Source organism: Nostoc sp. DedQUE08 (assembly GCF_034530895.1).
Taxonomy (GTDB): domain Bacteria; phylum Cyanobacteriota; class Cyanobacteriia; order Cyanobacteriales; family Nostocaceae; genus Nostoc.
The window spans coordinates 134564-143560 of record NZ_JAVRCD010000016.1 but is presented as its reverse complement, the minus strand read 5'-3'; the positions used below and the strand labels follow the sequence as shown (position 1 = coordinate 143560).

Sequence of the window (8997 nt, the reverse complement as noted above, 5' to 3'; positions counted from 1 at the left end):
CCAGATTCCAGAGGCGATCGCTAATTTAACCAATCTGACGCAGCTTGACCTCAGTTACAACCAAATAACCCAGATTCCAGAGGCGATTGCTAATTTAACCAATCTGAGGGAGCTTGATCTCAGTGACAACCAAATAACCCAGATTCTAGAGGCGATTGCTAATTTAACCAATCTGAGGGAGCTTGATCTCAGTGACAACCAAATAACCCAGATTCTAGAGGCGATTGCTAATTTAACCAATCTGAGGGAGCTTATCCTCCATAACAACCAAATAACCCAGATTCCAGAGGCGATCGCGAATTTAATCAATCTGACAAACCTTGACCTCCGTTCCAACCAAATAACCCGGATTCCAGAGGCGATCCCTAAATTAACCAATCTGACAAACCTTGACCTCGATGGCAACCAAATAACCCGGATTCCAGAGGCGATCGCGAATTTAACCAATCTGACAAACCTTGACCTCCGTTCCAACCAAATAACCCAGATTCCAGAGGCGATCGCGAATTTAACCAATCTGAGGAAGCTTATCCTACATAACAACCAAATAACCCAGATTCCAGAGGCGATCGCGAATTTAATCAATCTGACAAACCTTGACCTTGATGGCAACCAAATAACCCAGATTCCAGAGGCGATCGCGAATTTAATCAATCTGACAAACCTTGACCTCCGTTCCAACCAAATAACCCAGATTCCAGAAGCGATCGCTAAATTAACCAATCTGAGGGAGCTTATCCTCAATTCCAACCAAATAACCCAGATTCCAGAAGCGATCGCTAAATTAACCAATCTGACGCAGCTTGACCTCAGTTACAACCAAATAACCCAGATTCCAGAAGCGATCGCGAATTTAACCAATCTGACGCAGCTTGACCTCAGTTACAACCAAATAACCCAGATTCCAGAAGCGATCGCGAATTTAACCAATCTGACGCAGCTTATCCTCAATTCCAACCAAATAACCCAGATTCCAGAGGCGATCGAAAGTTTGTCGAAATTGGAAATACTAGATTTAGGAAGAAATCCGCTTCCTATTTCACCAGAGATTTTAGGATCTTATTATGGTGTTAATTCAATTAAAAACATTTTCAATTACTTGCGATTACTCCGTAGCGGTGAAGTGCGTCCACTCAACGAAGCCAAACTCTTACTCATCGGACAAGGCAGTGTTGGCAAAACATCCCTCATTAAGCGACTAATCCGCAATGAATATGATAAAAATCAACCCCGAACCGACGGACTCAATGTAGAAACTTGGAACGTGCAGGTCAATAGCAAAGACATCCGCCTCAATGTTTGGGACTTTGGCGGACAGGAAATTTATCATGCCACCCATCAGTTTTTTCTGACTAAGCGCAGCCTCTATCTCCTCGTTTGTAATTGTCGCACCAGCGAAGAAGAAAACCGCATCGAATATTGGCTGAAACTAATCGAAAGCTTCGGCGGAGAGTCCCCCGTGATTATCGTTGGCAACAAAAAAGACGAACAACCCCTCGACATCAACCGCAAAGCATTACGCGAAAAATATCCTAACATCCAAGCGATTATCGAAACCTCTTGCCAAGACAATATCGGCATTGATGAACTTCGCACCGCAATTTTGCAGCAAATCGCCAACCTCAAAGAAGTCTACGACCTTTTACCCCTGACATGGTTTGAGGTTAAACAACAACTCGAATCCATGACTGAAGACTTCATCAGCTACAACCGCTACATCGGCATCTGCCACCAAAAAGAGATTCCCGAAGAACAAAACCAAGAGCAACTCATCGACTTGCTGCATCGACTCGGCTTAGTTCTCAACTTCCGCGATCATCCCATCCTCAAAGATACCAACGTCCTCAAACCCAACTGGGTGACAGAAGGCATTTACACGCTCTTGAGCGATGAAAACCTCAAAACTAAAACCAAAGGCATTTTCACCCCCGCCGATCTCACCTGCATCCTCAATCCAGAGCGATATCCCACCAAGCGTCACGGCTATCTAATCGGGCTGATGAAGGAATTTGAGCTTTGCTTTGCACTAGAATGTCAGCCACCACAATTTCTGATTCCGGGACTTTTGCCTAAAGACCAACCAGACGAAACAGAACTCCACGGCGAAACCCTGGAATTTCAATACCATTACAAAGTTCTCCCCGAAAGCATCATTTCCCGCTTCATGGTCATCACCCACGAAAAAATCTATAAGCAAATCTATTGGCGCAGTGGTGTAATGCTGCAATATCAAGAAAACAACGAAATCTACAACATTGCTCGGATCAAAGCCGATCCCGAAGACAAAAAAATCTTCATCACCATTAGCGGACATAAAGAAACACGCCGCTTATTTCTTGGCATTCTCCGCGATGTCTTCCAAAAAATCCACAAAAGTCTTCCCAATCTCGAAATCACCGAATGGGTTCCCGTCCCCAACCATCCCAACCACCCGCCTCTCGACTACCAAGAACTCCTCGGACTTGAATCAATGGGTGTTCTTGAATATCCAATCGGTAAACTCAAAATAAACATCAATATCCGTCAACTACTAGATGGCTATGAATCACGAGAATCGCGTCAGAAAATACAAAAAGGCGATCCAGAAAGCGATCGCTCTCCAATTGTCAACATTTACAATAGCAATCACCAAGGAGATTTTAAACCCATGACAGAAAACACAAACAACCTTCAAGGCGCAAACATCGCCAACTTTGCCAACCAAGTTAAAGACAACGCCACTCAGCAAGCCTCTAACTTCAACCAAACAAGCGGCGCAAACATCAGCGAAATTCTGCAACTGATCGGCAACCTGCGCCAAACTGCCGCCCAATTCCCAGCAGATATCCGCGACGACATCATCATTGATATTGATGATGTAGAAGCAGAAATTCAAAAGCCAGAAAAAGAACGCAATGTACCCAAACTCAAAAAGCGTTTAGTCGCTTTACTAACTGCTGCTACTCTAGTCGCTGGCGCGATCGCAAGTATGACAGATTTTACAAACAATGTTATGGAAATAGGGAACAAATTAAATATCGAACTACCGCTTCCCTCTGGTAAATAGACTTTTCTAACTCCAGAGGCGATGCAACCTATTCTAGATTAATAATGATGGCATACAGCATTTTGCATTTAAATAAAGTACATCCTTTACCCCACCCTAACCCTCCCCTTGTAAAGGGGCTACGGTGTACACACAAGTCACCAGTTTTATCCCAATACGCTTGGGATAAGCCAGAAACCTCTCATGTAGAGACGCGATTTATCGCGTCTAAAAAACTGACACGTTAGAGAGACGCGATAAATCGCCGTCTCTACAAAGAATGGACTCGTCAATTATGCCAATACAGACTACTATTTCCGACTTGTGTGTACACCGGGAACCAGATTTTTCTTGTTTCCCCCCTTTACAAGGGGGGATTAAGGGGGGTAATAATGTAATTAAAATTACAGCCAACTATTTTTCAAACAACCTCTTAGCAATGGGTTGACTATGAGGCTTATATTAGTTGAGGATGAAGCAGATTTAGGTGCAGCAATCAAACAAGTCCTGAGCCATGAGGCATATATAGTTGACTGGTTTCTAGATGGTAATCAGGCATGGCAATATCTAGAAACTGGCTGGACTGAGTATACACTGGCGATTTTTGATTGGATGCTGCCTGGAGTATCGGGGATAGAGTTGTGTAAATGGTTGCGCGATCGCCAATTAACTCTACCGATATTAATGCTAACAGCTAAAGACCGGATGGAAGAAAAGATTATTGGTCTAGATAGCGGTGCGGATGATTATTTAGTTAAACCGTTTGATATGGCAGAACTGTTGGCAAGATTGCGAGCATTACAACGGCGAGCCTCTTACGTTGGAGCAACGCTGACACCTCAAGTCCAACCCCGACGCTTACAAGTAGGTTGTCTGACGCTCAATTACAGCACTCATCAAGTTATTCGTGAGTATGTTCACGGAGAAAAGCAAGTGTTTTCACTAACTACCAAGGAATTTCAATTATTGGAATATTTTATCAGGCATCCTAACCAAATTATCAGCCGCGACCAAATTATCAATCAACTTTGGGAAATTGGTGCAGAACCAGTTAGCAATGTCGTAGCAGCACAAATTCGCTTATTGAGACGCAAATTAGGAGAAGAAGACAGCGAATCTTTAATTGAAACTATTTATGGTGTGGGCTATCGCCTAAATATTAAACCTCTTGAGGGTTTTACCCCACCCTAACCCTCCCCTTGTAAAGGGGAGGGAACAAGATTTCTTATTTCCCCCCTTTATAAGGGGGGACTAAGGGGGGTAAATCCAGGGTTTGTGTGTACACCGTAGCCAATATATCGGGGGATCTATTCATGCTGCTGATTTTTGCTAACTTGACAGCAATACTTTCAGCAAGGGTTTAAAAATATGGAACGCAATCCCATTTTCCATCAAACTCGGTTGCGGCTTGCGGCTTGGTATACCCTTGTCATGGGAGGTATTTTAGGGCTATCTAGTTTGGGAGTTTATAGTGTGGTTGCCCATACCTACTATGAAACCATCGACCAGGGATTGCAATCAGTTGCAAACGCACTCCGAAAAAGTATTGAACCGGCTTGGCAACAACCCGGACAATTACAACGCCTTACTAAAGAATTTTCTTTAGAATTATGTGTGGCTCAGACTAATTGTTTGCCTAAAACAACATCCATTAAAAAATCAATCACAGAAGCAGCGAATCCAGTTAATTACTATATCCGTTTATTGGATCGCTCAGGAAAACTTTTTGCTAGTGGAGGCATGGAATTTGACAAGTTACCGATTGCCTCAACATTACATAATTGGCAGATATTAACAGATTACTCTGGCACTCGATACCGCGAAATCACTTTACCTTTGTATACTCAAAACCAGGTTTCGGGTTATCTACAAGTAGCGCGTAGTATCACTGATTTAGACCAACATCTTACTTATTTAAGATTAACTTTGGTATTGGGATTGCCAATTTCTATGATTTTCGTTGGTTTGTCTAGTTGGTGGTTGGCAGGAAGGGCAATGCAACCTGTATATCTTTCTTACCAACAAATGCAACAATTTACTGCTGATGCTGCGCATGAGTTTCGCACACCTTTAGCAGCAATGTATTCTACTATTGAAGCTGCTATCAAGTTACAGCAAGAACCAAAAGCCAATGGTGGAATTTTAGATGTACTCAAACGCCAAAATCGGCGCTTATCACAATTAGTTGGAGATTTGCTGTTACTAACGAGGATAGATCGAAAACAAGTAACAGGAGAATATCAGCCTTGCTGTTTGAATGATATCATTAACGATTTAATTGAGGAATTAGCATTTTTGGCCGTAGAGACTCAGGTCAATCTCTCTAAGCAGGTGCAAGTCTCAGAAAAATTATATGTGATGGGAAATGAAGATCAGCTTTATCGTTTAATTTCTAACTTAATTGTCAATGCAATTCAAGCAACATCTAGCGGTGGAAAAGTCACGGTTTTTTGGGAAAAAAGCGAGCTTTACGCCATTATTAAAGTTCAAGATACAGGAATTGGTATTGCCCCAGAACATCAACAGCGAATTTTCGATCGCTTCTACCGAGTAGATCGCGATGCTTACGGCGGACTGCGCCTACGCTCTCGCACCTCTGGCGGTTCGGGATTGGGATTAGCCATCGCGATCGCGATCGCCCAAGCACACAAAGGTAATATTCACGTTCAAAGTCAACCTGGGCTAGGTAGTACATTTACCGTTCGGCTTCCTCTTTCACCGTGATTTATGGAAATAAATGTTGCTATTTGCAAATCTGCGATCGGCAAGGTGCGATCGCCCAAGTTTTTCCGAACTAATCCTCGGTTGGCATATCTTTTAGGACTTATGCATTAATCTCAATTTCTCGCTACTTTGAGTTTTTGCACACATGGAGGAGAGCGCACATTTATCTGTTAAAAAATCCTAAAAGTGCTTTGATGGTTCTTCCACAGGATGATTAAGATATAGGTATTTGACCTGACGGGTATCGATACTCATGGTGCAAGACCAGATTTTGCTGAATGATTGGCATGTAATAGCGCGATCGCAAGACCTCCAACCTGGAACAGTTCTGCACAAGCGCTTATTAGGCGAAAATCTAGTGCTTTGGCATAATGGCGACAAAGTTTTAGCTTGGCAAGACCTTTGCCCTCATCGTGGCGCTCGTCTTTCTCTAGGATATGTCAACAAAGAGACTCTTGTTTGTCCTTACCACGGTTTAGCCTTTAATAGCGAGGGAAAATGTGTACTAGTTCCGGCTAATCCCGAACAATCGCCCCCCGCTCAAGCTTGTGTTAAAACTTACCAAATTCAAGAGCGTTACGATCTGCTCTGGGTTTGTTTAGGGACACCAAAACAAGACATAGCTCCGTTTTCTGAGTGGTACGATCCGGTCTATCAAAAGATTTTCTGTGGCCCTTACTACTATCACTCTAGCCCTTTGCGGGTACTGGAAAATTTCATCGATCCGGCACACTTCCCAATTTTGCATTCGGGATTATTTGCTCACGCCAGTCATCCTGAGTTGACGCACTATGAATTAGAGTCTCTTCCAGATGGGATTAGTTTCAAATGTGGTTTATGGGAACTAGATTTTAATTCCGGTAATCCTCTGTCAGCACCACTGATTTTCAACACTTACGATTACCGCATTTTCCGTCCGCTAGTGGCATACTTTAAACTTGGGCCTGGAGATCGTCGTTTAAATATCTTCTATACAATTACGCCAGTCGATGAAGATGAATGCGTGGCGCAATATTGGTTAATGGTAAATAGTGTCCGCGACTTAAAAGTGGAAGTGTATCTAGATATTCAAAATCAAGTTGCTAGTCAAGATATTGCCATTGTCGAGTCCCAGCAACCCCGACGCTTACCTTTGGATTTGCAAACAGAAGTACATTTACCGAGCGATCGCTATTCCATAGCATACCGAAAGTGGCTCAAACAACAGGGTGTTACTTTCGGCACTATTTAGAACTTGCGATGCTTGTCATTATCTATGATTAAGAAAAAATATTTAGATAATATTGGTTTAGAAGCTAACCCCCTGAAAAAGTTTAAAAAACGGTAGATTGTTAATTGCTCTACCGTTTTTTATGTATGTTGAATGCGGTACTCCAAAGTCAAGTTATATTTTTGCTAGCTTTCATTTCAAGGTTAATTTTAAATATTTATCGCTCCACAGATGTTAGTTTTAAAGGATACAATGGCTCAGATCCATTTAATTGCCAAATTCTAAATACCAAAACAGCAGCTACAGTTAACCACACACAAGAAAATGATAAAGTCACTCCTGCTATAGAATTAGTTTGCCAATAAATTGTCGTCACCACTACAGCAGATAACCAAGGGCCTAAAATAACTACAGGTACAGCAGCACCTAATCTCCGTTCGACAGTAAAAATCGTATTCCAAGTATCTCCTAAAGCCAGATGTACCACAAACAAAATTAAAGGCAATACTAAAAACTGGTGATTCATTTGCTGCCAAATCAATACAGAAGAAATTACCCGCAAAACAGCAATTATCATCCAAACTATGGGAAATGCTAAAGGTGGAGGCGACCATCTTGGTCTGATTACCTGATCATAGGTCTGACGAGAACGGGTATTATCTAAAAGAGAAAAAATTCGAGAACGGATACTTAATAGAGCAAAAAATAATCCAGCCAATAAAGTGCTAACCCAACTGGGAAAAGAAGAATTATCGATCAACATTACTAATTTTTCCATTCCCAACAACACGAGAATCATAACTAATATTTGTAGGATAGTCCCTAGTGTATAAACTAAAACTGCCTTGATATCTAGTTCTTGTGTAGTAGCTATTGATGTGTTTAGAGACTGTGGTTTATTCCCTGGTTTTACCCCCATCACTGTATTCACAAACTGTTCAACTATTCCACTATTCTTGGATTTATTCATAATGAAGAAATGGCGCGTAGTTGGTAATTAGTAGTAATAAGTCATTATATGATATTCTAATAGTTAAAAATAATTTGGTTAGGCTCTTTTAATATCAGAGTTTATAAGTTCCGAATCTAATGTACAGTTTTTCGTAAGTGGTGTTGAGGAAAAAACGTGGAATTTCAGAAGTTATTGTATATTTTTACTCTAGTAAATATTGCTACGTTTGCTCTGAGTGTACCTGTACTTGCTCAAATCACACAGGCTCCCTTTAATTCTTCACAGTCAAGTTGTCGTGCAACTAAAGTAAGTACTCCAGTTTTCAAAGAACCTTCAACATCATCCCATGCTATCAGAATATTGTCGCCAAAAACAAGGATTACTTTAGCATATATACCAGCTAGTGGAGATAGATTTGTCAGAATTAAAGCTCCGACTTCAGGGTTTATTCAAACTGCTGTGCTGAAATTTTGTCAGCCGAATAACAGCGCTCAAAATATATCGAGTAAACCTACTATTGGCAGTGTATGTCGGCAAATTGTACGACGGGAAACTATACGTCGCCAACCAAGTACAAGAGAACCTTTTATTACAACACTTTCGCCAAATACAGTTGTGTATGTGAACTTGGTTACAGGTAATATAGTTAAGTCATACAAATCTGAGAATTATATTTGGGTAGAAATCGACCTTTCTAGAAGTTTCCCTGGAGAATTATCTGGTAATGGTTGGATAGTCAATACTGACTTAGTGAATACTCCTGGATTAAGCAGTCTGGCTTATTGTAGTTAAGTATCTAGGCATAAATAAATTTAAAGTTTGCAGTCAGAACTTTAGTCCTGATAATCCTTGCTTTGAGCGATAAATCGCTCACTATAAACTAGGAGTTTATTTTATATTAGACTTCTTGGCATTTGTCGGGGAAAGGGTAAGGGGGAAAGGAATAACAAAAAACCTTTAATATGCAAACATGCACCTTTTACCCACGAAAGTGCAAAAGTTACTTTTGCCAAGAGACTCCATGAGTGAAACTCACAAGGAACAATAAAAATATCTCTTCCCCAGTTCCCAGTCCCCATTACCCCT

6 protein-coding genes are annotated in these 8997 nt (G+C 41.3%); 5 read left to right on the top strand and 1 reads right to left on the bottom strand.

What is annotated here, in order from left to right:
• The 4 genes from RMY64_RS13615 to RMY64_RS13600 form a co-directional block, all read left to right on the top strand.
• On the top strand, positions 1-3046 hold a 3046-nt coding region (locus RMY64_RS13615), incomplete at its 5' end, for a leucine-rich repeat domain-containing protein (protein ID WP_322700285.1).
• Between the two features lie 429 nt (positions 3047-3475).
• Positions 3476-4216 (top strand): two-component system response regulator RppA, encoded by a 741-nt coding sequence (rppA, locus tag RMY64_RS13610; RefSeq protein WP_322700284.1) that lies wholly within the window; start codon positions 3476-3478, stop codon positions 4214-4216.
• A gap of 177 nt (positions 4217-4393) precedes the next feature.
• Positions 4394-5749, top strand: coding sequence for a two-component system sensor histidine kinase RppB (gene rppB, locus RMY64_RS13605; RefSeq protein ID WP_322700283.1), 1356 nt, complete (start codon positions 4394-4396; stop codon positions 5747-5749).
• Between the two features lie 253 nt (positions 5750-6002).
• Positions 6003-6980 (top strand): aromatic ring-hydroxylating dioxygenase subunit alpha, encoded by a 978-nt coding sequence (locus tag RMY64_RS13600; RefSeq protein ID WP_322700282.1) that lies wholly within the window; start codon positions 6003-6005, stop codon positions 6978-6980.
• A 196-nt stretch (positions 6981-7176) separates the two neighbouring features.
• On the opposite strand, the gene RMY64_RS13595 is transcribed toward RMY64_RS13600, so the two are convergent.
• Positions 7177-7929 (bottom strand): TspO/MBR family protein, encoded by a 753-nt coding sequence (locus RMY64_RS13595; protein WP_322700281.1) that lies wholly within the window; start codon positions 7927-7929, stop codon positions 7177-7179.
• A 156-nt stretch (positions 7930-8085) separates the two neighbouring features.
• On the opposite strand from RMY64_RS13595, the gene RMY64_RS13590 reads away from it, so the two are divergent.
• Positions 8086-8703, top strand: coding sequence for a hypothetical protein (locus RMY64_RS13590; protein ID WP_322700280.1), 618 nt, complete (start codon positions 8086-8088; stop codon positions 8701-8703).
• Positions 8704-8997 lie beyond the last annotated feature (294 nt).